The organism is Streptomyces sp. M41, assembly GCF_043673425.1.
Classification (GTDB): domain Bacteria; phylum Actinomycetota; class Actinomycetes; order Streptomycetales; family Streptomycetaceae; genus Streptomyces.
The window spans coordinates 1-23,885 of the sequence record NZ_JBIMKE010000011.1 but is presented as its reverse complement, the minus strand read 5'-3'; the positions used below and the strand labels follow the sequence as shown (position 1 = coordinate 23,885).

Here is a 23,885-nt window from a genome sequence, read left to right as displayed (position 1 = left end):
CTTTCCCAGCCACTCGCCCCCTTGGCAGGCTGCCGTCCCCGAGGCACGTTGCCCAAGAGGCCCGACGCCGGCGCGGACCCCCGGCAGAAGAGCAGCCCCCGCCAGAAGAGGAGCGCAGGACATGACAGCGAAGATCCTCATCGTCACCGGTGACGCCGCGGAGTCACTGGAGGTCCTCTACCCCTACCAGCGCCTCCGCGAAGAGGGCTACGACGTCCACATCGCCGCCCCCACCCGCAAGCAGCTCCAGTTCGTGGTCCACGACTTCGAACCCGGCTTCGACACCTACACCGAGAAACCCGGCTACACCTGGCCCGCCGACCTGGCCTTCGCCGAGGTCGACCCCGGCGACTACGCGGCCGTCGTCATCCCCGGCGGACGAGCCCCCGAGTACCTCCGCAACGACCCCGAACTCCGCAAGATCCTCAAGTCCTTCTTCGACGCCGACAAACCCGTCGCCCAGATCTGCCACGGCCCTCTGCTCACCGCCGCGATCGACAGCCTCCACGGCCGCCGCGTCACGGCGTACCCCGCCCTGGAGCTGGACATGCAGGCAGCGGGTGCCACCTTCCAGGACGCCGAGGCCGTGGTCGACGGCACCCTGGTCTCCGCCCGCGCCTGGCCGGACCACCCCGGCTGGATGCGAGAGTTCCTGACAGTGCTGCGGGCGAAGGCACCGGTGACCTGACGTCCACGGCCCCACGCACGATGCACCACCGGGCGCTGCCTGCGCGCCCGGCCCCGCGCTGCCCAGCCGGCCCGGCTACGCCGCCAGCCGCTCCGCCTCCGCGACCGCTTCCCCCAAGGTGTCCACCACCGGCACGCCCACCTGCTCCAGGCTCGCCCGGCTGTGCGACCCCCCGGTGTAGAGCACGGCCCGCGCACCCACATGCAGCGCCGCCACCGCATCGTCGGCAGCGTCCCCGATCACCACCGTACGCGTGGGATCCACGCTCACCAGCGCCTCGATGTGCCGCACCATGTGCTCGGCCTTGCTGCCCCCGGACGGCCCGGTCCGCCCGTCGACGCGTATGAAGTGCTCTTCGATACCGAAGCCCCGCACCAGCGGCACGAGATCCTCGTGCCCGTACATGCTGAGGATCGACTGGCTGCGACCCGCCGACCGCCAAGTCATCAACAGCTCCGCGACACCCTCGGTGAGCCCGCACCTCACCCGGTGCTCGGTGTAGTACCGGTGGAAGGTCTCGTCCATGACCAGCCACTCGGCATCGGTCGGCAGCCGCCCCAGCAACCGCTCGTAGAACTTCGGCACCGGCACGCAGTACATGGACCGGTACTGCTCCAGCGTGATCGGTTCGAGCCCCAGCTCGGCGAACGCCGCGTTCGTCGCCCCGATGATCGCGTCATTGTCGTGGAACAGCGTCCCGTTCCAGTCCCAGACGATGTGCGCCCCTACGTGCTTCCCCATGCCAAAAACCGTACCCGGCCCCACTGACAATCATGAGAACAGCAGGTCAACGGGTTACGGGGCCACAGGGCCGGCGCCTCAGTCCCCCAGCCCCACCAGGTTCGGGATCTCCTGGGTCGCGAACCACAGCAGCTCGTGATCCTCGGCCCCGTCCACGACGAACTGCGCGTCGTCGTCCCCGTCGTCCGCCGCCTCCAGCGCCCCGGCGGCCGACGCCACATCCGCCTCCGCGTCGCCCGAGTCGACATGCACGGAAGCCACCTTGCCCAGCGCCACGCCCCCGGCGATCCGCACCTCACCCAACGCCGACGGATCCAGCCCCCGGTCCGGATCGGCGACCGCCGCCCCGTCGGGCACGTCGACCGCGAGCACGACCCGGCGCCGCACGGCCTCCGCGTCCTTCGCCAACAGCCGCAGCGACGCCAGCGCGGCCCGGTTCAGCGCCGCGTACTCCAACTCCTCGATGTCGTCGGAGAGATACCACTCACGCAAGCCGGGCGTGACGGCGTACGCGACAAGCGGCCCGGTCCCCAGCCCGCCCGTCTTGTACGCCTCGGCGAGGCCGGGGAGGGTCAGGGGGACGTAGACGCGCATGGCCGACCGCTTTCGTTGTTCGTAGGTCTCCGCAAGGACCCGGAGAGGGCGGGCCCCGCACCTCCCGGACGGCCTTCAGGATACGTGCGCGTGTCCCCTTTCGAGTCCCCACAGCCCCCTCCCCGGGCGTCCACTCCGCTCCACGAAGTCACCCGGAACACCCCCGTCAGCATGGCCTCACGACCCCCTCCATCACCCGGATAAGTGAAGTTTCCTAGGGCCCGGCCCGGCCCTCGGCTTCCTTGCTGCCGGGCCCCTGAAGCCCGTACAAGATCACCGGACCACGAAGTTACCGCCCGGTATCAATCGGGCTCACGGAACGGGGACTCCATGAACAAGGTCATGACCAGGGCCGCCCAGCACCGCCCCGGCACCCGCCCGCCGGGCCGCCGAGACACCCGCCGCCCCGGCGGCACCCCACCGCGCACCCCGAACAGCACCACGTCCCGTACGGCACCGCCCACCGCTCCACGGCCGACGGCACCCACGCGGCAGGCGAGCACCTACGCCACCACCCTTGTCGCCGTCGATGTCGTCGATGCGGGCACATCGCAAGCGCCGAGTTCAGCCCCCCACGCCCGCCCAGCCGCCACGCGGCGCACCACGAGCCCCTCCGCACACGAAGCCCACTCCGCCCCCTCCAGGACGCCCCTCAGGCCCCTTCCGCCGCCTCGCCCCACCGACGTCTTCGCCGACCGTCTGCTCCTCGTCCTGAGCGGCCAGCGCCCCGTCCACTCGATGCTCCGCCACACCGCCGGCCGCGCCTACGACGAGCTCGCCTGGCTCGCGGAGCGCGGCCCCCTGCGCACCCGCGGCACCCGCCCGGTGGTCCGCGACATCGGCTACTTCGAGCCCCGCCCGGGCGCCATCGAGGCCTTCGCCCGCATCGGCGCCGGCGACCAGCTGCGCGCCATGGCGTTCCGCCTGGAACAGGGCGGGGACCTGCGCTGGCGCTGCACGGCAGTGGAACTGGGCGGCCGACGCCACCCCGCCACGAACGCCACCTGACCACCACCAGGGAGGCCGCACCCGCCCACTTGACGCACTCGGACACGAGACGCACTCGATGTACTCGCACGCCGAGCCGCACACGGACACCGAGACGCACTCACGCACCGCGCAAAAGCGAAGGGCCGAGCCCCCCGGAGGAGGCCCGGCCCTTCCAGCCACCAGAACGCCGCAGGCACCGGCGCTGTCCGTCCGTCTCCACGGCGAACGACGCTACGCCCCTGTCGCGGCGTCACCGCCCGGCGTCACCGCCCGGCGTCACTTCTTGCGGCGCCGCCCGCCACGCGACTGCTTGCGCCGCTCCGCGCGCGTGAGGCCGTCGGCCTCGGAACGCACCGGCTCGTCGCCGTTGTCGAAGTCGCCCTCGACGATGTCGCCCTCGCCGTCCACCTTGGGAGCGGTGAAGTGCAGCCGGTCGGGCCGGCGCGGGGCCTCGAGCCCCTTGGCGCGGATCTCGGGACGCGCACCCGCCTGCGCCGGCACCGCGTCCTTCTTCTCCAGGTCGGCCACGGGCTTGGTGTCCTCGACCGGGACCTCCTCGACCTGCTGCTCGACCTGGACCTCCAGGTTGAACAGGTAGCCGACGGACTCTTCCTTGATGCCCTCCATCATGGCGGTGAACATGTCGAAGCCCTCGCGCTGGTACTCGACCAGCGGGTCCTTCTGCGCCATCGCGCGCAGGCCGATGCCCTCCTGGAGGTAGTCCATCTCGTAGAGGTGCTCGCGCCACTTGCGGTCCAGCACCGACAGGACGACCCGACGCTCCAGCTCGCGCATGATCTCGGAGCCGAGCTGCGATTCACGCTGCTGGTACTGCTCGTGAATGTCGTCCTTGATGGACTCACCGATGAACTCGGCGGTCAGTCCGGCCCGGTCGCCGGCCGCCTCCTCCAGCTCCTCGACGGTGATCTTCACCGGGTAGAGCTGCTTGAAGGCACCCCACAGCCGGTCCAGGTCCCACTCCTCGGCGAAGCCTTCGGCGGTCTCGGCACCGACGTAGGCGTCGATCGTGTCGTCCATGAAGTGCTGGACCTGCTCGTGCAGGTCCTCGCCCTCCAGTACGCGGCGCCGCTCGCCGTAGATGACCTCGCGCTGGCGGTTGAGGACCTCGTCGTACTTCAGAACGTTCTTACGGGTCTCGAAGTTCTGCTGCTCGACCTGTGACTGGGCGGACGCGATCGCGCGCGTGACCATCTTGTTCTCGATCGGCACGTCGTCCGGGACGTTGGCCATGGACATCACGCGCTCGACCATCTGGGCCTTGAACAGGCGCATCAGGTCGTCGCCGAGGGAGAGGTAGAAGCGGGACTCGCCGGGGTCGCCCTGGCGGCCGGAACGACCGCGCAGCTGGTTGTCGATCCGCCGCGACTCGTGCCGCTCGGTGCCGAGCACGTACAGGCCGCCGAGCTCCTCGACCTCTTCCTTCTCGGCCTTGACCGCCTGCTCGGCCCGCTCGAGGGCGGCGGGGAGGGCGTGGGCCCACTCCTCGATGTGCTCCTCGGGGTCGAGGCCGCGCTGGCGCAGCTCGGCCTCGGCGAGGTCCTCGGGGTTGCCGCCGAGCTTGATGTCGGTACCGCGGCCGGCCATGTTGGTGGCCACGGTCACGGCGCCCTTGCGGCCGGCCTGGGCGACGATCGTCGCCTCACGGTCGTGCTGCTTGGCGTTGAGCACCTCGTGCTGGATGCCGCGCTTGCTCAGCTGCTGCGACAGGTACTCGGACTTCTCGACGGACGTCGTGCCGACGAGGATCGGCTGGCCCTTCTCGTGCTTCTCGGCGATGTCGTCGACGACCGCGTCGAACTTGGCGACCTCGGTGCGGTAGATCAGGTCCGACTGGTCCTTGCGGATCATCGGCTTGTTGGTCGGGATCGGGACGACGCCGAGCTTGTAGATCTGGTGGAACTCGGCGGCCTCGGTCATCGCCGTACCGGTCATGCCGGAGAGCTTGCCGTAGAGGCGGAAGAAGTTCTGGAGGGTGATCGTGGCGAGCGTCTGGTTCTCGTCCTTGATGTCCACCCCTTCCTTCGCCTCGATCGCCTGGTGCATGCCCTCGTTGTAGCGGCGGCCGGCGAGGATACGGCCGGTGTGCTCGTCGACGATCATGACCTCGCCGTCGATGACGACGTAGTCCTTGTCCTTCTTGAACAGTTCCTTCGCCTTGATGGCGTTGTTCAGGTAGCCGACGAGCGGCGTGTTCACCGACTCGTAGAGGTTGTCGATGCCCAGCCAGTCCTCGACCTTGCCGACACCGGCCTCGTGGATGGCGACGGTGCGCTTCTTCTCGTCGACGTCGTAGTCGCCGGTCTCTTCCAGGCCCTTGAGCGGGTTGCCGGCCTCGCCGCGCTTGAGGCGCGTGACCAGCTTGGCGAAGTCGCCGTACCACTTGGTGGCCTGGTCGGCCGGGCCGGAGATGATCAGCGGCGTACGGGCCTCGTCGACGAGGATGGAGTCGACCTCGTCGACGATGGCGAAGTTGTGGCCCCGCTGGACGAGCTCGTCCTTGGACCAGGCCATGTTGTCGCGCAGGTAGTCGAAGCCGAACTCGTTGTTCGTGCCGTAAGTGATGTCGCAGTTGTACTGCTCACGGCGCTGGGCTGGCGTCATGTTCGCGAGGATGCAGCCGACGTTCAGGCCGAGGAACTTGTGGACGCGGCCCATCATCTCGGAGTCGCGCTCGGCCAGGTAATCGTTGACCGTGATGAGGTGGACGCCTTCGCCGGAAAGGGCGTTCAGATACGCGGGCAGCGTGCCGACCAGGGTCTTGCCCTCACCGGTCTTCATCTCGGCGACGTAACCGAGGTGGAGGGCGGCGCCGCCCATCAGCTGGACGTCGTAGTGCCGCTGTCCGAGCACGCGCTTGGCGGCCTCGCGGACCGTGGCGAAGGCCTCGGGCAGCAGGTCGTCCAGGCTCTCGCCGTCCGCGTAGCGCTGCTTGTACTCATCGGTCAGGGCTCGCAGCTCGGCGTCGGAGAGGTCGATGAAGTCCTCTTCGATGGAGTTGACCTGGTCCGCGATGCGGTGCAGCTTGCGCAGGATCTTGCCTTCGCCTGCACGCATGATCTTCGAGAGGACGGACACGGGGGTTGGTCTCCTTGCCGGTCGGGCCTGGGACGGTCGGTTTCCATTTGACTTGACTGAGCAACGGCCATCGTATGCGAGGACCCTGCCACGCCGGGAGCCTGCCGGGGACGCCGACCGTCCGCTGCTTCAAATCTCCGTCAAAGGGACAACGGCCGGGGGTCGCGGATGGTGCCGCGTTCCGCGAGCGAATTGTGCGAACCGCGATCACTCGCTCACCCAGCGCACAGCTCGCCGGCTCGTAAATGCTGGCGCTCGCAGTTGGCTGCCCAGCAGAATCGCCCGATGGAACCAGTCTCGTTCACCACCGACCGCCTCCTGATGCGCGCCGTCGGCCCGCAGGACACCGACGCCGTGTACGAGGCCGCCCAGGACGGCGACATCCAGCGCTGGACCACGATCCCCTCGCCCTACTTGTACGAGCACGCCCACAGCTTCACTCACCAGCTGGTCCCCGAGGGCTGGAGCGACGGTTCGATGTTCACCTGGGGCCTCTTCCTCCCCGATAAGGAGGACCTGGTGGGCATGCTCGGTCTCACGATGCGTTCCATGAGCGACGCGGAGATCGGCTACTGGGGCACGAAGGAGCACCGCGGCAACGGCTACGTCACCGAGGCCGTCCTCACCGCGTCCCGCTGGGCCTTCGTCGATCTCGCCATCGACCGCGTGGAATGGCGTGCGGAGGTCGGCAACCTCCCCTCCCGCGCGGTGGCGACCCGCAGTGGCTTCACCGTCGAGGGCACCCTGCGCGCCGCCCTCGTCCACCGTGGCGTACGCCGTGACTGCTGGGTGGGCTCCCTGCTCCCGTCGGACCTCGGCCTGCCGTCGACAGCGCCCTACCTGCCCGCCCGCCCCTGAGGCCCCTGCCGACCGCAAAACCTCAGGTCACTCCCCATTGTCAGTGCCACCCCCTATCGTCCGAACCATGACGACCCCGCGCCCCACGACCGACCTCACCGCAGACGAAGCCCGCCGCATCGCCCTGCGCGCCCAGGGCTTCCTCGGCACCCCGGACCGCAAGGCCGGCGTCCGCGGCGTCCTCCGTCACCTCGGCGCGGTCCAGCTGGACACCATCTCGGTGCTGGCCCGCTCCCATGAGCTCATCCCGTACGCCCGCCTCGGCGCCGTGGGCCGCAGGACGGTCGAGGACGCCTACTGGACGCCCGAGTCCACCGGCACGCCGTCGAAGGCGCAGCCCCACGCCTTCGAGTACTGGTCCCACGCCGCCTGCATCCTGCCCGTGGAGGAGTGGCCCCACTTCGCCTTCCGCCGCCGCGCCTACCGCAACCGGCCCCACTGGAACCACGAACTCCCCGACGGCGCCTACGACCAGGTCATCAAGCAGCTCCGCGCCGAGGGCCCCCTCACCGCGACGGAGCTGGGCGGAGCGAAGCGGACCAGCGAGTGGTGGGACTGGTCGGGTGCGAAGGTCGCCGTCGAACGCGCCTTGATGTACGGCGAGGTGGTCTGCGTCGAGCGCCGCGGCTGGAAGCGCGTCTATGACCTCGCCGAGCGCGCCATCCCCGAGGCACTGCTGCACGACGAGTTGGACGACACCGAGTGTCTGCGTCGCCTGGTCCGCCTGGCAGGCCAGTCCCTCGGCGTCGGCACCCGCGCGGACATCGCCGATTACCACCGCCTCAAGGGTGAGCAGGTGGACGCGGTGATCGCCGATTCCGGGCTGGTCCCGGTCACGGTGCAGGGCTGGGGCAAGCTCGCCTGGGCCGACCCCGCGGCGCTGGAGACACCCCCGCGCGGCCGTCACCGTACGACGCTGCTGTCTCCGTTCGACTCCCTGATCTGGGAACGGGCGCGCACGGAGCGGATCTTCGGCTTCACCCACCGCCTGGAGGCGTACGTCCCGAAGCAGAAGCGGATCCACGGCTATTTCGCGATGCCGGTACTGGCCGGCGGTCGCCTCGTCGGCCGTGTCGACCCGGCCCGTGAGGGACGCACCCTGGTCGCCAAGCAGGTGACGCTGGACGGCCCGAAGGCGGTCCCGGCGGTGGCCCAGGCCCTGACCGAGGCGGCGAGTTGGGTGGAGTGCACGGATGTGCGCGTGGAACGCGTCGACGCACCCGACCTGCGTGCAGCCCTCACCGAGGAGCTCACCCGCACCCTGGCCTGACCCGATGGCCCTCGGCGGCCCTCAGCGGATCTCGAGGATCTTCTCCCGCATCGCATACACCACGGCCTCCATCCTGGAGTGCAGCTGAAGCTTCTCCAGGATGTTGCGCACGTGGTTCTTCACGGTGTTCTCGGAGATGAACAACTCCTTGGCGATGTCGCGGTTGTTCATCCCCGTGGCGACGAGCTTGAGGACTTCCAGCTCCCGGTCCGTCAGCCGCGGCGCGGGCACGAGCCTGCGCTCGTCCGTCCGCTGGATCATCGACTTGAACTCGGTGAGCAGCTTCGACGCCATGGAGGGACTGATCTGCGACTGCCCGTCCGCCACCGCGCGGATGGCTGTGGCCACCTCGTCCGTGGAGATCTCCTTGAGCAGATAGCCGGTCGCGCCCGCCTTGATCGCGTCGTAGAGGTCGGCCTCCTCGTCGCTGATCGTCAACATGATGATCTTCGCGCTGGGGGCCACCTCCTTGATGGAGGTGCAGGCCTCGATCCCACCGCGCTTGGGCATGCGGACATCCATCAGGACGATGTCCGGCAGCAGGTCGGCGGCCTTGTCGACGGCCTCCGCGCCGTCGCCCGCCTCTCCCACGACCTGGATGTCCTCCTCGGCCGCGAGCACGATCTCCAGTCCCCGGCGGAAGAGGGCGTGGTCGTCCACGACGAGGACTCTGATCGGCTCCTTGCGTGGAGAGCCCGTGTCCGGGCCCATGCCGACGACATCACTGTCGGCATCGTCGTCCCGCATCGGTCCGAAGCTGTCCGTCATCGTTCCTCCCCCTGAAGGCTGTGGCTGGTCCTGTGCCATCGCCAACCCAAGGCAACGACCCAACGGTTGGGCCGGTGCGGCCATGATTCCATGCCCGGCCGACCCTACGGTGACGAGCGGGGCGCGAAGGGGTCGCACACCGGTGCCCCTGGGGGCGCACACGCGCGCTCCAGGGGCACCGGCTCAGCTGTCAGCCGGGTGGGTCAGCCGCCCAGCGTGCCACCGGCCGCGGTGGCCTGCGCCTGGGTGACCATCGGATCCGTGCTGAGGTGGATGACGCCGTAGTCGTAGGCGTGCCGCCGGTAGACGACACTCGGTTCCTTGGTCTCGGAGTCGACGAACAGGTAGAAGTCGTGCCCAACCAGCTCCATCTCGTAGAGGGCCTGGTCCAGGGTCATCGGGGAGGCGACGTGCGTCTTCTCGCGTACGACGAGGGGGCCTTCACCCTTGACTTCCAGCGAGCCGATCTTCTTGGTCGGAATCCCGTCCGGCTCTTCCTCCTGCACGGTGCGGCCGTTGCCGTTGAGCGTCGCCGCGCCCGGAACGTGGTCGGGGACCTCGGCCGCCGTGAGCCGACGTGCACCTCGGCGCGAGAAACGCTTGTCGTGCTGCTTGCGCAGCCGGGCATCCAGCTTTTCCGCCGCGAGGTCGAGCGCCGCGTACGGATCGCTGGCCGCTGCCTCCGCCCGGATCACCGGACCGCGGGAGCGGAGCGTGATCTCCACTCGGTCACTGCGGTCGGCCTGTCGGGGGTTGGGCTCCTTGGACACCTCGACGTCGAGGCTGATCACCTTGGCATCGAGCCTCTGGATCTTCTCCAGCTTCAGCTTCTCGGCCACGTGCTTGCGGAACCGCTCGGGCACCTCGGTCTTGCGGCCCTTGACGACGATGTCCACGCAGAACTCCGTTCCCGGATCGCTCCGCTCCATCGGCGGAGCATCTCCCTCTTGCACCAGGCTCCGGCGAACCCCGGAACCTCGGACTTGGTGACGTCCACCTCCTCCTCCCCCATGGGCAAGATCTCCACCCCATGGCCGTGAGTGTTTGCGCAAAACCCACGGCACGGCATTCGGATATGACGGGGATGGCCTGCGCCTTTCCCTCACAACCGAACATATCTCGCCTGGACGGATGTCGTCACCCTCTACTGCGGCGTACCTCCGTTCAGGTGAATAGGCCCTCTCGTTACCTGCAACGATGCAAGTTCTCAGTCAGTTCCGGTTTATTTCGAAAGAATCCGGAGGCGCGGCGACCACAGCCGCGCGGATCAGGTCACCCACCCGTCCGGCACCCGTGATTCCCGGCATCTCAAGCGTCCGCCGTACCACGCCCTCCGTCGATCCAACTCTCTGTTCCCCTCTGCATTCCCGAGTTCCCGCCGGGTACACAGCGGTTGTTCCGCCGGCCCCCGCATCGAGCTCCGCGACCACCCGTCCGTACGCGCTCATCTCCTCCGCCGCTGCGCCGTACCCGTTCGCCTCCTCCGCCACCGCCCTGCCGCGACCCCTCGCCGCCGCACCACCGCGCGCGTCCCGTCGCCCCTGCCGGAAGGGACCGGCCCCCTCCGCCAGGGCCGCCCGCACGGCACGCGCCGCCTCCGCCAGGGACGCACCCGTGGTCATCAGGTCGTCCACGAGCACGACCGGACCTTCGACGAGCAGCCGAGCTCCCCCGGGGGCCACGGTCAACGCGCCCGCGAGATTGTCCAGCCGCTGGCAAGAGTTGAGACCCGACTGATCCGCCACCTCGCGCCGCTGGCGCAGCACGGCGAGCACACGCGCCGATGTCCCGGCCCGCCGCAGCTCACCCGCTGCCGCGAACGCGATCCGCCGCGCCGGATCATGCCCCCGCGCCCGCACCGCCGCACGCGCGGATGGAACGGGTACGAGCAGAACGGGCAGACCGGCACCCGCATACCGCCCGTTTCCTTCGGCACCCGCCCACGCCGGCGAACTCCGCGCCCGGGACCTCCGCACCGGCCCAACCGGCCCAGACGGCCCGCTCCCGGCAGGCACAGACGGCCCGCTCCCGGCCGCGCAGGTCTCCCGGAGCCCCGCACGCACGGCTCCCGCCAGAGCCGCCCCGAGGGGTGCCGCGAGCGCCAGCGCACCGCGCTCCTTGTGGGCCAGCAGCGCCGCGCGCACCTCGTCCGTGTACCGGGCCGCCGCGTGCACGACCGGCAGCCCGGTGGGCTCCGGCACTGGTCGCACCCGGCTCGGTGCGGTCCCACTCAGGACGGCACGGCACTCAGGGCAGAGCACCGTGCGAGGCGTTCCACAGCCTCCGCACTCGGCCGGCAGCACCAGGTCGGTGAGGTCCTGCCACCACCCCCGCATGGCCACCACTGTGCCAACGCCCGAGCCGGGCGACCACCCCTGTGGATAACCCCCTGTGGATAACTCCGGCCGCTGCTGGAGCGCATTCCTCACCCGCGAGCCCGATACCGGTCGCTCGGCTTGATTCCGGTCGTTCGCGCCTTCCCGTAGGTGGGCTCTTTCCCATTGCTGGGCTTGCTCCCGTACCTGGGCTCGTTCCCGTCGCTCGGCTCCGCGACCGAGCCGCAGTGCGACCCCGACCCAAGCGGATGCCTGCCGCCCAGTCGGATTCCCACCCCGCGAATACACGCGCCCGACCCGCCCCCACCGGCTCCCGAAATCCCCCTGATCCCCTGGAACCCCCCGATCCCCTGAAACCCCGGATCCCCACCACACAAAGGCGGCCGCCCCCAGCCGGAGTCCCACCCCGACCGGAAGCAGCCGCCACACTCACCGACCCCGACCCCGACCTCACCTAGGGCTCGTGCGCGAACTCGGGATCGGGCCCGATCCCGGGCCCGATCCCGCATCGGACATCACCCCGGGTAGACCGGCGCCGTCCCGTCCGTTACCACCTTCTGCCACTGCGTTCCGGCCGGCAGCCGCACGATGCCGTCCTCCGAGTAGCCGACGAGCGGCAGCCGTGCGTCCTCGGAGGCGGTGATCTCCTTCACCCCGCTGAGCGCCGCCGGCGCCGGCCCCTCGGGTGTGGAGCCGTCGACCTGGACGTACCGCATCGTCTGCACGCCGCCCTTCTCACGCCCGGCCACCACGAGCCGGCTGTCACCGGCCCACGACATCGCGGTGACCTCCTCCAACTCCGGCGTCGCGGAGCGCAGTTCGTGCACCGAGACGGCGGAGCCCGCTGCCGACTTGTCGTCCTCGCCACGTTCGATCCGCCCGATGAGCAGCGACGACTTCTCGCCCTGCTTCACCACGAGCGCGATCCGCACGCCGTCGGCGGCCACCCGTACGGACTCGATGCTCCCCTCCAACCCCGGCGGCGTCTTCACCACCAGCGGATCGCCGACGCCCTCCTTCAGCAGCAGCAGCCGGCGATTGCCGGGATCGCGGTCGGCCACCCACAGATCGCCCTGCGCGTCCCAACTGGGCGCGGACAGCCTCTCCTCGGCCGTCTTGCCCGCGCTGGTCAGCTCGGGTTCGCCGAGCTGACCGCCCGACACCAGCGCGCCGACGTACAGGTTCTTTCCGTCGAGACCGACCCCGGCCGCCATGTCCTCGTCACGAGACACCGCGACCGACCGCAGGTTCCGCTCACCCTCACCGAGGGCACCCGGCACCGGATCGGCGCTCGTGTCGTTGGTGGCCGCCGCCAACCGTACGAGCCGGTGCTCGTCGTCGAGGAAGTACAGGTATTCGGCCCGCTCCATCGACCCGCGCATGGCGACGGCTTCGGCCTGGTCCTCGGTGAGCGCGCACAGCTGCCTGTCGTCCGCCTCCAGCACGATCTCGTCCACCGTGGGCGTGAGGTTCTGGAGGGTGAACAGCAGCTGCGCCGCCATCTCGTTGCACTTGGTCAGCCCGACCCTGCCCGCCTTGTCGTTCAACGGCACGGTCAGCCGGTTCTGGTCGTCCGGCGTCAGCGAGCCGACGCCCTTCTGCAGCGCCGTTCCGGTCGGGAAACTCGACCGCACCACCGGGTTGAGCCAGCTGGTGGGCCCCTTGAGCAGGGCGCGGACCGTCTGCGTCATGGGATCCACGTTCCTGCGCACATAGACGGGATCGGCGACGGCCGCCGTGTGCGGAGAGGTCCCGAGCGTGGTGTTCGAGGCGAAGTAGTACTTGTCGACCGACATGTAGTTGCGCTGGAAGTCCGATTTGCCCATGACGACGCCGCGCGGCGGCACGTCGATGCGCCATTGCTTGGACTTCTTCTCCCGGACGAGGCGCATCGCCTCGCTGTAGCCACCGCTGGCGGGCGCGTACGACTGCTGCGCGTCGACCGTGGCGACCCGGGTGCCGATCAGCGTGTACGACAGGCTGTCGGTCTCCTCCCGGCCGCCCACGTGCTCGGCCTCGGCGCCCGGCCCGTCGGCGAGCACCGTGGTCGACCGCTGCGGCTGCCACCTCGCGGCGGCTTCCTGGGTCAGATACTTGCGGGCCGTCTCATAGTCCGGGTCGTCGCTGGTCAGCGCCTCGAGGAAGCCCGACACGATCTCCGAGGACGAAGCATCCTCACGGGGCGGCATGGCAAAGACCCGCACCTGGGTGTCCTGGCGCGGCGTGGATTCGACACCCTGCAGGTCACCGCTGTCCGGCATCGAGGCGCACCCGGCCAGCAGTACGGCGCCACAGGCGGCGTACGCCACCGCGCGCACCGGCCGGCGCCGAGCGCCCCCCTCACGGTCAGCGCCCACGAAATGCCTCCCCATGCTTGTCCGGCTTCTCGGCCGCCCCGGTCTCGTCGCCCGGTGCGCCTTCGGCCCCGGTGGTGTCGTTCTGTGGTCGCGCGCCCGATGTGGGCCTGGGCACCACCCGCGCGCCGTTGCCGGGCAGCGCCGTGGGATCGGCTTTGGGGGTCGCGCCGGTACCGAAACGCGGCGCGATCGGGTCCCTCGACGACTTCGAGGACCCCTGATCGCCCGTGGTCTGGGTCGGCACAGTCGCGGCCTTCTCGCCACCCCCGGACGGCAGACCGGCGTCATCGAGCCCACGATTGCGGCGCGAGTCCTTGGGCTCGAGCGGTATGGGCGAGCCCCGCAGCGGCTCGTCCGCGGTCCGCGGCAGCGTCAGCCGGAACTGCGAACCGCCACCCGGCTCACCCCACGCCTGCAGCCAGCCGCCGTGCAGCCGCGCGTCCTCCAGCGCGATGGACAGCCCCAGCCCCGTACCGCCCGTGGTACGCGCGCGTGCCGGGTCGGCGCGCCAGAAGCGGCTGAAGACCCGGGTCGCCTCGCCGGGCTTGAGCCCGACACCGTAGTCGCGCACCGCGACGGCTACGGCCCCGCCCGCCGAGGCGAGCTTGACGACGACATCCTTGCCCTCGCCGTGCTCGACGGCGTTGACGACGAGGTTGCGCAGCACGCGCTCGACCCGCCGGGCGTCGGCCTCGGCGACGACGGGCTGCTGGTCACCGACGACGCGTATCTGTGTGCCCTTGCGCTCCGCCAGCGGCTCGGCCCCGCTGACCACGCGCCGCACGACCTCCCTGAGGTCGATCGGCTCCGCCTCCAGCGCCGCGGCGCCGGCGTCGAAGCGGCTGATCTCCAGCAGGTCGGCGAGCAGCGACTCGAACCGGTCCAGCTGATCGGCCAGCAGCTCCGCCGACCGCGCGGTCACCGGATCGAAGTCCTCCCGGGCTTCATGGATGACGTCCGCGGCCATCCGCACGGTCGTCAGCGGCGTCCGCAGCTCGTGCGACACGTCCGACACGAACCGCCGCTGCATCCGCGACAGGTCCTCCAGCTGCTGGATCTTCAGCTGAAGGTTCTGCGCCATCTTGTTGAAGGCCTCGCCGAGCCGCGCGATGTCGTCCTCGCCGGTGACCTTCATCCGCTCCTGGAGCCGCCCGGCGGACAGCCGCTCGGCGATCCCGGCCGCCATCCGCACCGGCGTGACCACCTGACGCACCACCAGCCAGGCGATGGCCCCGAGCAGCACGACGACGAAGAGCCCGGCGGTCGCGAGCGTGCCCTTGACCAGGCTCAGCGACTTCTCCTCCTGGGTGAGCGGGAAGAGGTAGTAGAGCTGGTACGGGTCGCCGTTGGGGTCGTTGACCTGCTTGCCGATGACCAGGGCCGGCTGCGGCTCCTTGGCGGTGTTCGCGTGGTAGACGATGCGCGTGTAGCTCTGGAAGGCGCTGGTGTTGCTGTCGATCCGCTCGCGCAGGTTCTCGGGCACGCTGCTCGTCGGGTTCACGCCACCGGAAGCGCGCGGTCCGCGCCCGCCGGTGTCGCCGCCCGCGGACGCCGGAAGCGTCACCACGTCGAAGGCGCCCTGGCCGCCGCTGGAGAGCGAGGAGACGAGATCACTCATCCACTGGATGACGTTCTGGTCGGAACGCTCGCCCGCCGTCGCGCCGTCGTCGGCCGTCCCGGCCGCCGCCTCGTCGGCCCGCTGCTTGGCCACCGCGAACCCGCCGGTGGCCTGGCTCTGCGAGGCCTTCACCTTGGCGTCCAGCAGGCCGTTGCGCACCTGCCCGATGACGACGAAGCCCAGCAGCAGCACCACACCGAGCGACATCAGCAGGGTCGTGGCGACGACCTTGAGCTGGATGTTGCGCCGCCACAGCCGCATGACGGGCAGCAACGGCCGACGCACCCAGCGCAGCAGGAGCCGAAGGACCGGGCTGCCCTGAACTCCTCCTTGCAGCAGCCCGCCCTCGAAGAACCGGCTCCAGCGGGAGCCCGCCTTCTTCCGGCCGACAGGCCGCTCCGGACGGGCCCCGGTCCGACCGGGGGCCGCAGCGGCACTGTCCCGGGACATGTCAGCTCGGCCCTGCCTTGTAGCCCACGCCACGAACGGTCACCACGATCTCCGGCCGCTCCGGGTCCTTCTCGACCTTGGACCGCAGCCGCTGCACATGCACATTGACCAGACGCGTATCGGCGGCGTGCCGGTAGCCCCACACCTGCTCCAGGAGCACCTCACGCGTGAACACCTGCCACGGCTTACGGGCCAGCGCGACCAGCAGGTCGAACTCCAGCGGCGTCAGCGCGATCGACTGCCCGTCCCGCTTCACGGAATGTCCGGCCACATCGATGACTAGGTCACCGATGGCGAGCTGCTCGGGCGCCGGCTCCTCCGACCTCCGCAGCCGCGCCCTGATACGGGCGACGAGCTCCTTCGGCTTGAACGGCTTCACGATGTAGTCGTCGGCGCCGGACTCCAGGCCCACGACGACATCCACGGTGTCGCTCTTGGCCGTGAGCATCACGATCGGCACGCCGGACTCCGCCCGGATCAGACGGCACACCTCGATACCGTCCCGGCCCGGCAGCATCAGGTCCAGCAGCACCAGATCAGGCTTGGTCTCCCGGAATGCAGCCAGCGCCTTGTCGCCGTCGGCCACGAAAGACGGCTCAAAACCTTCACCACGCAGCACGATGCCGAGCATCTCGGCCAGTGCGGTGTCGTCGTCGACGACAAGGACTCGTCCCTTCATAAACGACATCATCCCATTCTCATAACAGTGGCGAAGGCTCAGGTGAGGTAGGTCACCGGCCAGTGACCTTAGTCGTACGCGGCCGTCACTGTCTGCCCTCGTCCCCAGACGCTGATGTCAGCAACGGAGGCCAGACGGTGCCAGGCGGTGTCCGCCCCGCCATCCAGGCGACGCAGCGCGGCGGCCAGCAACCCAGGGCACCCCATCGGCCCCCAGTGCGGGCCGACGGGGTGCCAGAGCGCGATCCACACTGCGACGGCCGCCGCGGCTGGAAGGGCGAAGGGGATAACCCGACCAAGTGCCCCAGGCCGACCGTCCTCCCCCTCACAACGTCGGCGACACCTGCCGCGACCGGGCGCACAGCTCGGCCAGCGCCTCAGCAGTCACAGGCGACGCAGTGCCCTCCTCGGTGACGATCGCCGTCACCAGCTCGGGCGGTGTCACATCGAACGCCGGGTTGTACGCCTGGGTGCCCAGCGGCGCCACCGGAATCCCGCCTCCGGCTTCCGCCCCCGCCAACGGCACCTGCGGCGCCAGAACCTCGGTCACCTCGAATCCCGGCCGCTGCTCCACCTCGATCGACGCCCCGTCCGGCGTCTTCGGATCCACCGTGGTCAGCGGTGCCACCACGATGAACGGCACATGGTGGTACCGGGCCAGCACTGCGAGCGGGTAGCTCCCCACCTTGTTCGCCACCGAACCGTCGGCCGCGATGCGGTCCGCCCCTATCAGCACGGCGTCCACCTCACCGGCCGCGAACAGGGAGCCCGCCGCGTTGTCCGTGAGCAGGGTGTACGCCATGCCGTTGCGCGCCGCCTCGTACGCCGTCAGACGCGCCCCCTGCAACAACGGCCGCGTCTCATCCACCCACAGCCGCCGCAGCCGCCCCGCCCGATGCGCGGCGAGCGCCACCGCGAACGCCGTGCCCTCCCCACCCGACACCAGCGCCCCGCTGTTGCAGTGGGTGAGGACGCGGTGCCCACCACCCGGGAGCAGCTCGTCCAGGAGCGCCAGCCCCCGCTCGGCCATCCGGGTACTGGCCTCGGCGTCCTCCTCGTGCAACGCCCGCGCCGCGGCCAGCGCCGCAGCCGCGGCCCGCTCGACGTCTCCGCCGTTCGCAAGCTCGGCCCGGTAGGCCGACTGGGCCCTGTCCACACCGAGGGCGAGATTCACGGCCGTGGGCCGGGCACCCGCCAGCGCCTGCGCGGCGGCGTCCACGTCGAAGCCGCGCGCGGCGGCGAGCGCGACGCCGTACGCCCCGGCGATCCCGAGCAGCGGCGCCCCGCGCACGGCGAGCGAACGGATCGCCTCCACCAGCGCCGGCGCGTCCGTGCAGACCCGCTCGACCTCCTCGGCCGGCAGTCTCGTCTGGTCGAGAAGCACCACGACGGGCCCCTCGGGCGGTTCGTCCCAGCGGATCGCCGGGATCTCGGTCGGCCTGCTGTCCTCGCCGGATTGCGCGTACTGATCAGCCATGCGGTCAGTCTGCCCCGTGTGCGGCGGACAATTGAAGGTGTGCAGCCCGTACCGCGGCCAGTACCTCGCCGACCACCCCATGGCACGATGGCTGCCAACCTGCCGCCGCGACCGCGGACGGGCACCGTGAAGGAGCGACGATGAAAGACACTCCGGGCTGGGCCTCGCCCGGATCCGCCCCGTCCGACGGACAGGAGCCCGGCACGTCCGGCTCTGCCGAGCCCGCCGACCGTCCCGACTCCGCCCAGCAGCCGGGACCGGATCCGCAGGGCGGCGACTCGAAGTGGTCCAAGGAACAGCCGCCACCCGCCCAGTGGTCCGCGCCGACGGGGCAGCAGCCCCCCGGCCAGTCGCCACCGCCCCCACCGCCCGGCCAGGGCTGGGGCGCCCCGCCTCCCCCGGGCCCGGGCGGCTACGGCGGCGGCCATCAGGGGTACGGCCCTCCGGGGGGCCACGGCGCGTGGGGCAGCGGCTGGGGCGGCCCGCCCCCCGCCGCCAAGCCCGGCGTGATCCCGCTGCGCCCGCTCGGCGTCGGCGAGATCCTCGACGGCGCGGTCTCCACCATGCGCACCCACTGGCGCACGGTCCTGGGCATCTCCCTGACCGTCGCCGTCGTCACGGAGATCCTGGTCATCCTCCTCCAGGGCTTCGTCCTGAACGACCGCACCAGCACCGAAGCCCTCAACGACCCGAGCGCCACCATCAGCGAGCTGGCCCGCGCCACCCGTGACGCCCTGCTCAGCTCCAGCCTGATCTTCCTGATCTCGGTGGTCGGCGCGATCGCCGCGACCGCCCTGCTGACGACGGTCACCAGCCGTGCCGTACTGGGCAAGTCGGTGACGACCGGCGAAGCCTGGCGGGACGCCCGGCCTCAGGTGCTGAGGCTCTTCGGCCTGCTCTTCCTGCTGCTGCTCATGACCTTCGGCGTGGTGATCCTGGGCGCCCTGCCCGGCATCCTCGTGGCCGCCTCGGGCTCCGGCGACGGCGGCGCGGCGCTCGCCGTGCTGGGCACCCTCGGCGCCGGCATCGTCGCGCTGTGGCTGTGGTTCCGCTTCTCCCTCGCCTCGCCTGCGCTGATGCTGGAGAAGCAGGGCATCATGAAGTCGCTGAGCCGCTCCGCGAAGCTGGTCCGCGGCTCGTGGTGGCGGGTCTTCGGCATCCAGTTGCTCGCCATGGTCATCGCGAACATCGTCGCCGCGATCGTCGTCATCCCCTTCACGTTCCTCGGCGGCGCCGTCAGCGGCGAAGGTGCCACCAGCTTCCTCGACGGCACCACCGACTTCGGCTGGACGTTCCTCATCATCAGCGGCATCGGCTCGGTGATCGGCTCCATGATCACCTTCCCGATCTCGGCCGGCGTCACCGTCCTGCTCTACATCGACCAGCGCATCCGCCGCGAGGCCCTCGACCTCGAACTGGCCCGAGCAGCCGGCCTCCCGGCCCAAGGCACCGACACTCGGGGGAGCTGAACGGGTGGTCCTGGCGGGGGGAGTTCTCATCACGGCGTCAGCGCTGCCGGACGCGTCCGGCAGCGCCGTGCTGCGCGCCGGCGGCACCGCCGTGCGGTCGCTGTCACCCGGCGGCGACATGTCCGTACTGTCCCTGGCAGCCCGCTCCGACGACGAGCCGCCACTGACGATCCCGCGTGATCCAGCGCGGGAAGCGGCCAGGCGCGAGCTGTCGAAGAACATGTACCACCAGAACGAACCCAGCTGGTTCGAGCGCGCCTTGGACGCGTTCTGGGAGTGGGTCGAGGACCTGTTCAGCAGCGCCTCCACCGTGGCACCCGGCGGACCGCTCGGCCTGGTCGTCGTCATCCTCGTCGTCCTGGCGGTCCTGGGCGCCCTGTGGTGGCGCCTCGGCACCCCGCGCCGCAGGCCCACCTCCTCCACCGCCCTGTTCGACGACCGCCCCCGCAGCGCCGCCGAACACCGGGCCGCCGCCGAAGCGCACGCCTCCCAGGGCCACTGGAACCAGGCCGTCCAGGAGCGCATGCGCGCCATCGTCCGCTCCCTGGAGGAACGCGCGCTCCTCGACTTCCGCCCCGGCCGCACCGCCGACGAAGCCGCCGCCGAAGCGGGCCGGTCCCTGCCCTCCCACACCGACCGACTGCGCACCGCAGCCCGGGACTTCGACGACGTGACGTACGGCGGGCGGACGGCCACCCAGCAGGCGTACCAGCGCATCGCGGACCTCGACCACGACCTGGAGAGCACCAAGCCGCAGCTCACGAGCAGCGCGAACAGCACGGCCTCCGACGCCCACCAGGGGGCCGCCCGATGACCACCGAGGCCACGCTCGCGTCCACCTCGGCCTCGCCCACCGCCCGCCGGCTGTGGACCCGCTCGCGAGGCGTCGCCCTCGCCGTCGTCCTGCTGCTGGCCGCGGCCGTCGCGATCGCCACGATCCGCTCCGAAACCAGGCACGGCACCCTCGACCCACGCTCCGCCGACCCCAACGGCAGCCGAGCGGTCGCAGAACTCCTCGCCGACCGGGGCGTGGACACACACGTCGTCACCACACTGGACGAGGCACGCGCGGCAGCCTCCCCGGACACCACTCTCCTGGTCGCAGCCCCCGACCTGCTGACGCACCGTCAACAGACCTGGCTGCGCTCGGCGACCGCCGGCACCGACGGCCGTACCGTCCTCGTCGCCCCCGGCAGCTGGTCCGTCGAAAGGCTCGCCCCCGGCGTCACGGCGGATCCCGCCACCAGCCTCGACTCCGAGCTCGCCCCCGACTGCTCCCTGCCCGCCGCCCGCCGCGCGGGCAACGCCGACCTGGGCGGCATCCGATACACCACGACCCATCTCGACGCCGACGAGTGCTACCCCAGCGAACGCCTGGCCACTCTGCTGCGCGTCCCGGAGACCGACGCGGACGGCGACACCGTCGTCCTCGGCGCCCCCGACATCCTCTTCAACGACCGCCTCGACGAGCAGGGCAACGCCTCGCTCGCCCTCCAACTCCTCGGCTCCCGCCCCCATCTGGTCTGGTACCTCCCCTCGCTCTCCGACACGTCGGCCGCCGACGAGGACGACGAACGCAGCTTCTTCGACCTGCTCCCCTCGGGCTGGCTCTGGGGCACCCTCCAGCTCTTCATCGCCGCAGCCCTGGCCGCCCTCTGGCGAGCACGCCGACTCGGCCCCCTGGTGCCCGAAAAACTCCCCGTGGCGATCCGCGCCTCCGAAACCGTCGAAGGCCGCGCCCGCCTCTACCGCAAGGCCAACGCCCGCGACCGCGCGGCAACAGCTCTTCGCTCCACCACCCGCACGCGCCTCGCCCCCCTCGTAGGTGTCTCCGTCTCCCAGGCGCACGCGCCCGAGGCCCTGCTCCCCGCCCTGTCCGCCCACCTCCGCGACCACGGGGACGGACAGGCCCTGCACACACTCCTCTTCGGCCCGCCGCCCAGCGACGACGCGGCACTCATCTCCCTCGCCGACCAACTCGACGCCCTCGAAAGAGAGGTACGCCGTCCATGATGGACCCGACCACTGACAACGCCGGGAACACCGGGGACCCGGGCGCCGCCCGCGCCTCCCTGGAGGCCCTGCGCGCCGAGATCGCCAAAGCCGTGGTCGGCCAGGACCCCGCCGTGACCGGCCTCGTCGTCGCCCTCCTCTGCCGTGGACACGTCCTCCTCGAGGGAGTCCCCGGCGTCGCCAAGACGCTCCTCGTCCGCGCCCTCGCATCCGCCCTCGAACTCGACACCAAGCGCGTCCAGTTCACCCCGGACCTCATGCCGAGCGACGTGACGGGCTCCCTCGTCTACGACACCCGCACCGCCGAGTTCTCCTTCCAGCCCGGCCCGGTCTTCACCAACCTCCTCCTCGCCGACGAGATCAACCGCACCCCGCCGAAGACGCAGTCGTCCCTCCTGGAAGCCATGGAGGAACGCCAGGTCACCGTCGACGGCACCCCGCGCCCGCTCCCGGAGCCCTTCCTCGTCGCGGCCACGCAGAACCCCGTCGAGTACGAGGGCACCTACCCCCTCCCCGAAGCCCAGCTGGACCGTTTCCTCCTCAAGCTCACGATCCCGCTCCCCTCCCGCCAGGACGAGATCGACGTCCTCACCCGCCATGCCGAGGGCTTCAACCCGCGCGACCTGCGCGCCGCCGGCGTGCGCCCCGCAGCAGGCCCCGCGGACCTCGAAGCGGCCCGCGCGGCGGTGGCCAAAACCACCATCTCCCCGGAGATCACGGCCTATGTGGTGGACATCTGCCGAGCCACCCGCGAGTCTCCCTCCCTCACCCTGGGCGTCTCCCCGCGCGGGGCCACAGCCCTCCTCGCCACCGCCCGCGCCTGGGCCTGGCTCACCGGCCGCGACTACGTCATCCCCGACGACGTGAAGGCCCTCGCCCTCCCCACCCTCCGCCACCGCGTGCAACTGCGCCCGGAGGCCGAGATGGAAGGCGTCACCGCCGACTCCGTCATCAACGCGATCCTCGCCCACGTCCCCGTCCCCCGCTGATGGCACTCACCGGACGCGCCGCACTCCTCGCGGCCCTAGGCACCCTCCCGGTCGGCATCTGGGACCCCAGCTGGACCGGCATCCTCGCGGTCAACGCCCCCCTGGCCGCCGCCTGCGCCTGCGACTTCGCCCTGGCAGCACCCGTACGACGCCTCGGCCTGACCCGCTCCGGAGACACCTCCGTGCGCCTGGGCGAAGCGGCCGACGTCACCCTGACGATCACCAACCCATCCCGCCGCCCCCTGCGCGCTCACCTCCGCGACGCCTGGCCCCCCAGCAGCTGGCAGCCCGGCACGGAAACAGCAGCCTCCCGCCACCGCGTGAAGGTCCCCGCCGGCGAACGCCGCCGTATCACGACCCGCCTACGCCCCACCCGCCGAGGCGACCGCCAGACCGACCGCATCACCATCCGCTCATACGGCCCCCTGGGCCTCTTCGCCCGCCAGGGCACCCACAAAGCCCCCTGGACCGTACGCGTCCTCCCGCCCTTCACCAGCCGCAAGCACCTACCCGCCAAGCTGGCCCGCCTACGCGAACTGGACGGCCGCACCAGCGTCCTCACCCGCGGCGAGGGCACAGAATTCGACAGCCTGCGCGAGTACGTCCCCGGCGACGACACCCGCTCCATCGACTGGCGCGCTACGGCCCGACAATCCGCGGTAGCCGTACGCACCTGGCGCCCCGAACGCGACCGCCACATCCTCCTCGTCCTGGACACCGGACGCACCTCGGCAGGACGCGTCGGCGACGCTCCACGCCTCGACGCCTCCATGGACGCCGCACTCCTCCTGGCCGCCCTCGCCTCCCGAGCCGGCGACCGCGTGGACCTCCTCGCATACGACCGCCGAGTACGCGCCCTGGTCCAGGGCCGCGCGGCCGGCGACGTCCTGCCCGCCCTCGTCAACGCGATGGCCACGCTCGAACCAGAACTGATCGAAACGGATGCCCGTGGCCTCACCGCCACAGCCCTGCGTACGGCCCCCCGCCACACCCTGATCGTGCTCCTGACGACGCTGGACGCAGCCCCGATCGAAGAAGGTCTACTCCCCGTCCTGTCCCAGCTCACCCAGCGCCACACAGTCCTGCTGGCATCCGTTGCAGACCCGCACATCGCCCGCATGGCAGCGGCACGCGGAAACACGGAGTCCGTGTACGAGGCCGCCGCAGCGGCCCAGGCGCAGAGCGAACGCCACCGCACAGCGGAACAACTCCGCCGTCACGGAGTCACAGTCGTCGACGCGACCCCAGAGGAACTCCCCCCGGCACTGGCAGACGCGTACCTGGCCCTCAAGACCACAGGCCGCCTATGACCCGAGTGGCCGGAGGGCTCTGAGAAATCCGCCCCGTTCCTCAGAGCCGAACTCTATTCCTCCACAAATACAGAAAGCCCCCGTGCCGGTATCCCCGGCCGGGGGCTTTCTCAAAATTTGTTCGGCGGCGTCCTACTCTCCCACAGGGTCCCCCCTGCAGTACCATCGGCGCTGTAAGGCTTA

At 70.7% G+C, this 23,885-nt stretch carries 19 protein-coding genes; 9 read left to right on the top strand and 10 right to left on the bottom strand.

Annotation, left to right across the window (positions count from 1 at the left end; all coding sequences use genetic code 11):
• Positions 1–121: 121 nt before the first annotated feature.
• Positions 122–688: a DJ-1/PfpI family protein gene (locus ACHBTE_RS16260; RefSeq protein ID WP_394724576.1), complete on the top strand. Its 567-nt coding sequence runs from the start codon at positions 122–124 to the stop codon at positions 686–688.
• Between the two features lie 75 nt (positions 689–763).
• Here ACHBTE_RS16260 and ACHBTE_RS16255 read toward each other — a convergent pair whose 3' ends face one another.
• Together ACHBTE_RS16255 and ACHBTE_RS16250 are read right to left on the bottom strand one after the other, a co-directional pair.
• The gene (locus tag ACHBTE_RS16255) at positions 764–1,429 is read right to left on the bottom strand and encodes an HAD family hydrolase (protein ID WP_394724575.1); all 666 of its coding nucleotides are present in this window, start codon (positions 1,427–1,429) and stop codon (positions 764–766) included.
• A gap of 78 nt (positions 1,430–1,507) precedes the next feature.
• Positions 1,508–2,023 (bottom strand): DUF6912 family protein, encoded by a 516-nt coding sequence (locus ACHBTE_RS16250; protein WP_394724574.1) that lies wholly within the window; start codon positions 2,021–2,023, stop codon positions 1,508–1,510.
• Positions 2,024–2,353: 330 nt separating this feature from the next.
• On the opposite strand from ACHBTE_RS16250, the gene ACHBTE_RS16245 reads away from it, so the two are divergent.
• Positions 2,354–3,031, top strand: a complete 678-nt coding sequence (locus ACHBTE_RS16245; RefSeq protein WP_394724573.1) for an Rv3235 family protein — start codon at positions 2,354–2,356, stop codon at positions 3,029–3,031.
• A 258-nt stretch (positions 3,032–3,289) separates the two neighbouring features.
• Here ACHBTE_RS16245 and secA read toward each other — a convergent pair whose 3' ends face one another.
• Complete coding sequence (gene secA, locus ACHBTE_RS16240) at positions 3,290–6,109, bottom strand: preprotein translocase subunit SecA (RefSeq protein WP_394724572.1); 2,820 nt, start codon at positions 6,107–6,109, stop codon at positions 3,290–3,292.
• A 285-nt stretch (positions 6,110–6,394) separates the two neighbouring features.
• Here secA and ACHBTE_RS16235 point away from each other — a divergent pair, with 285 nt between their 5' ends.
• Together ACHBTE_RS16235 and ACHBTE_RS16230 are read left to right on the top strand one after the other, a co-directional pair.
• On the top strand, positions 6,395–6,967 hold the full coding sequence (locus ACHBTE_RS16235; protein WP_394724571.1) for a GNAT family N-acetyltransferase: 573 nt from the start codon (positions 6,395–6,397) through the stop codon (positions 6,965–6,967).
• A 67-nt stretch (positions 6,968–7,034) separates the two neighbouring features.
• Positions 7,035–8,237 (top strand): winged helix-turn-helix domain-containing protein, encoded by a 1,203-nt coding sequence (locus ACHBTE_RS16230; protein WP_394724570.1) that lies wholly within the window; start codon positions 7,035–7,037, stop codon positions 8,235–8,237.
• A 21-nt stretch (positions 8,238–8,258) separates the two neighbouring features.
• Here ACHBTE_RS16230 and ACHBTE_RS16225 read toward each other — a convergent pair whose 3' ends face one another.
• The 7 genes from ACHBTE_RS16225 to mtnA all read right to left on the bottom strand — a co-directional run bounded on the left by ACHBTE_RS16225 (position 8,259) and on the right by mtnA (position 17,921).
• Complete coding sequence (locus ACHBTE_RS16225) at positions 8,259–9,005, bottom strand: response regulator (RefSeq protein WP_394724569.1); 747 nt, start codon at positions 9,003–9,005, stop codon at positions 8,259–8,261.
• A gap of 203 nt (positions 9,006–9,208) precedes the next feature.
• On the bottom strand, positions 9,209–9,901 hold the full coding sequence (gene hpf, locus ACHBTE_RS16220; protein ID WP_394724717.1) for a ribosome hibernation-promoting factor, HPF/YfiA family: 693 nt from the start codon (positions 9,899–9,901) through the stop codon (positions 9,209–9,211).
• A gap of 315 nt (positions 9,902–10,216) precedes the next feature.
• A complete protein-coding gene (locus tag ACHBTE_RS16215; protein ID WP_394724568.1) occupies positions 10,217–11,341 on the bottom strand; it encodes a ComF family protein in 1,125 nt (374 codons plus the stop codon).
• A 515-nt stretch (positions 11,342–11,856) separates the two neighbouring features.
• Positions 11,857–13,698, bottom strand: coding sequence for an LpqB family beta-propeller domain-containing protein (locus ACHBTE_RS16210; protein ID WP_394724567.1), 1,842 nt, complete (start codon positions 13,696–13,698; stop codon positions 11,857–11,859).
• Positions 13,688–15,766, bottom strand: coding sequence for an MtrAB system histidine kinase MtrB (gene mtrB / locus ACHBTE_RS16205; RefSeq protein ID WP_394724566.1), 2,079 nt, complete (start codon positions 15,764–15,766; stop codon positions 13,688–13,690). Before mtrB ends, ACHBTE_RS16210 begins: the two co-directional genes overlap by 11 nt.
• Before the next feature lies 1 nt (position 15,767).
• Positions 15,768–16,457 (bottom strand): two-component system response regulator MtrA, encoded by a 690-nt coding sequence (mtrA, locus tag ACHBTE_RS16200; protein ID WP_015659998.1) that lies wholly within the window; start codon positions 16,455–16,457, stop codon positions 15,768–15,770.
• A gap of 312 nt (positions 16,458–16,769) precedes the next feature.
• Positions 16,770–17,921: an S-methyl-5-thioribose-1-phosphate isomerase gene (gene mtnA / locus ACHBTE_RS16195; RefSeq protein ID WP_394724565.1), complete on the bottom strand. Its 1,152-nt coding sequence runs from the start codon at positions 17,919–17,921 to the stop codon at positions 16,770–16,772.
• 140 nt (positions 17,922–18,061) lie between these two features.
• On the opposite strand from mtnA, the gene ACHBTE_RS16190 reads away from it, so the two are divergent.
• From ACHBTE_RS16190 to ACHBTE_RS16170, 5 genes are read left to right on the top strand one after another with little or no spacing between them, the layout of a single operon-like run.
• A complete protein-coding gene (locus tag ACHBTE_RS16190) occupies positions 18,062–19,390 on the top strand; it encodes a hypothetical protein (RefSeq protein ID WP_394724564.1) in 1,329 nt (442 codons plus the stop codon).
• A gap of 4 nt (positions 19,391–19,394) precedes the next feature.
• Complete coding sequence (locus ACHBTE_RS16185; RefSeq protein ID WP_394724563.1) at positions 19,395–20,204, top strand: DUF4129 domain-containing protein; 810 nt, start codon at positions 19,395–19,397, stop codon at positions 20,202–20,204.
• Positions 20,201–21,403, top strand: a complete 1,203-nt coding sequence (locus ACHBTE_RS16180; protein ID WP_394724562.1) for a DUF4350 domain-containing protein — start codon at positions 20,201–20,203, stop codon at positions 21,401–21,403. The genes ACHBTE_RS16185 and ACHBTE_RS16180 overlap by 4 nt, the downstream gene beginning before the upstream one ends.
• Positions 21,403–22,392, top strand: coding sequence for an AAA family ATPase (locus ACHBTE_RS16175; RefSeq protein ID WP_394724716.1), 990 nt, complete (start codon positions 21,403–21,405; stop codon positions 22,390–22,392). Before ACHBTE_RS16180 ends, ACHBTE_RS16175 begins: the two co-directional genes overlap by 1 nt.
• Positions 22,392–23,702 carry a DUF58 domain-containing protein gene (locus tag ACHBTE_RS16170; RefSeq protein ID WP_394724561.1) on the top strand — a complete coding sequence of 437 codons (1,311 nt, stop codon included), beginning with the start codon at positions 22,392–22,394 and terminating at the stop codon, positions 23,700–23,702. The genes ACHBTE_RS16175 and ACHBTE_RS16170 overlap by 1 nt, the downstream gene beginning before the upstream one ends.
• Positions 23,703–23,885: the final 183 nt, after the last annotated feature.